This is a genomic window from Collinsella sp. LCP19S3_B11, assembly GCF_052121915.1.
Classification (GTDB): Bacteria; Actinomycetota; Coriobacteriia; order Coriobacteriales; family Coriobacteriaceae; genus Collinsella.
In genome coordinates this window covers 1-2440 of the sequence record NZ_JBQKDI010000037.1, presented here as the reverse complement: position 1 = coordinate 2440, position 2440 = coordinate 1, and the positions used below count along the sequence as shown (strand labels likewise).

The window sequence follows — 2440 nt, the reverse complement described above, 5'->3', positions numbered from 1 at the left end:
TGCGCTAACTCCTCCGCGTGACCTTCCGGCACCGGGCAGGCGTCAGACCCTATACGTCGCCTTGCGGCTTCTGCAGAGTCCTGTGTTTTTGGTAAACAGTCGCTTGGGCCTCTCCACTGCGGCCCGCCTCCGCTCCCGGAGCAAGTCCGTTCACGTACGCGCGGGCACCCCTTCTCCCGAAGTTACGGGGCCATTGTGCCGAGTTCCTTGACCATGGTTGACCCGATCGCCTCGGTATGTTCTACCCACCCACCTGTGTCGGTTTGCGGTACGGGCGCGCACGCGCCTGCCTAGGGGTTTTTCTAGGGACCTCGGGCTCACTCGCTTCGCTCAATCGCTTCGTCCGGAGCCTCGCCCTCGATGCGGACCGGATTTCCCTGGTCCGCGGGCCGCGCTCCATCACGGGGACGTCCAGAACCCCGCCGAGCCACCCCCATCCGTCGCCCCGTCGGTCGTAGCGCCGCGTGCGCGGTGCAGGAATGTCTGCCTGCTGCGCGTCGGCTACGCCTCCCGGCCTCGCCTTAGCCCCCGACTGACCCTGGGAGGATTAGCCTTGCCCAGGAAACCTCGGGTTCACGGCGGACGAGTTACTCTCTCGTCTCTCGCTACTCATGCCAGCATTCTCACTCCCATGCGCTCCACCGTCGGTCGCCCTCCGGCTTCTCCGCCCATGGGAAGCTCCCCTACCGATTCTGTAAATCAAAATCCCGCCGCTTCGGTGTCCAGCTTAGCCCCGTGTATTGTCGGCGCATGTCCACTCGACCAGTGAGCTGTTACGCACTCTTTGAATGCATGGCTGCTTCTAAGCCAACATCCTGGTTGTCTGGGCGGACGCACATCCTTTGCCACTCGGCTGGAACTTGGGGACCTTAGCGGGCGGTCCGGGCTGTTTCCCTCTCGAGCACACAGCTTAGCCCACATGCTCTGACTGCCGCGCTCTGGGCCGCCGGCATTCGGAGTTCGGTTGGATTCGGTAGGCGGCGAAGCCCCCTCGTCCATCCGGTGCTCTACCTCCGGCGGTGAACGCGCGACGCTAGCCCTAAAGCTATTTCGGGGAGAACGAGATATCTCCGGGTTTGATTGGCCTTTCACCCCTATCCGCAGGTCATCGCCGCCGTTTTCAACCGACGTGCGTTCGGCCCTCCACGGGGTCTTACCCCCGCTTCAGCCTGCCCACGGATAGCTCACCCGGCTTCGCGTCCGCGGCGCGGGACTCAAGTCGCCCTGTTAAGGCTCGCTTTCGCTCCGGCTCCCTTTCGGTTAACCTCGCCCCGCGCCAGCGACTCGCTGGCTCATTCTACAAAAGGCACGCCGTCACACCTAATAGGTGCTCCGACTGCTCGTGGGCGCACGGTTTCAGGTACTGTTTCACTCCCCTCCCGGGGTGCTTTTCACCTTTCCCTCACGGTACTGGTGCGCTATCGGTCACAGGGTAGTACTCAGGCTTGGATGGTGGTCCACCCAGGTTCGGACCGGGTTTCACGTGCCCGGCCCTACTCAGGGACCGCGTCGCGCCGTCCGGTCTGGGTTCGCGTACGGGGCTGTCACCCGCTGCGGCCGGCCCTCCCATGCCGTTCCGCTCCCCAGCCGGACCTGCGCCCGGGGGCGGCAGCCCCCGGATGCGCGGCCCTGCAACCCCGCCGGCGGAACCCCTGCCGGGTACGCCCGCTCGACGGTTTGGCCATCGGTCCCCTTTCGCTCGCCGCTACTCGGGGAGTCTCGAGATTGATTTCCTCTCCTCCGGGTACTTAGATGTTTCAGTTCCCCGGGTTGTCCTCCCCGGCCCTATGCGTTCAGGCCGGGGATATCCGTACCTCTACGGATGGGTTCGCCCATTCGGAGACCCCCGGGTCGAAGGATGTGTGCTCCTCGCCGGGGATTATCGCAGCTTGCCGCGTCCTTCATCGGCTCCCTGTGCCAAGGCATCCGCCGTGCGCCCGTGGTATCTTGCGGGACCGCTCCGGGCCCGCGGGATATCCACGTGTCGCTAAATTGAATTAATCGATATCATGAATAGCGCTCTCATGTCGCAATTCGGGTATCTCATACCGCGGCACAGCGTGTTCCACTGTGCTCGCGATCAGATGCTCCTCACTCATCAATGAGTGAATTCACTTGTTTGGATCGGATGAATGATTGCTATCATTCTCTGTTTAGATCGCAGAAAAGAATCGAGTCTGGAAGAGGATACTCTTCCATCTCTCTCCTATCGCTATGCGGCTCTCAAGGTACGCGGGTGCGACCCCGGGGACCGGGTGCTGCGGGGACGTATCCTGGCCAGACATCCACCGGACGGGCTCCTGCCCTCCATTCGAGTTAAGTTGATCTCTCTAAGAATCTATCTCCCTAGAAAGGAGGTGATCCAGCCGCACCTTCCGGTACGGCTACCTTGTTACGACTTCACCCCCCTCACCCTCCACACCTTCGGCGCCTCCCCCCT

The 2440-nt window shown here is 62.7% G+C and carries 2 rRNA genes; both read right to left on the bottom strand.

The features are described from left to right. Positions 1–1953, bottom strand: a 23S ribosomal RNA gene (locus tag ACTQV4_RS10190); the annotation flags it as partial. A gap of 397 nt (positions 1954–2350) precedes the next feature. After that, positions 2351–2440: ribosomal RNA gene (locus ACTQV4_RS10185) — 16S ribosomal RNA — on the bottom strand; the annotation flags it as partial.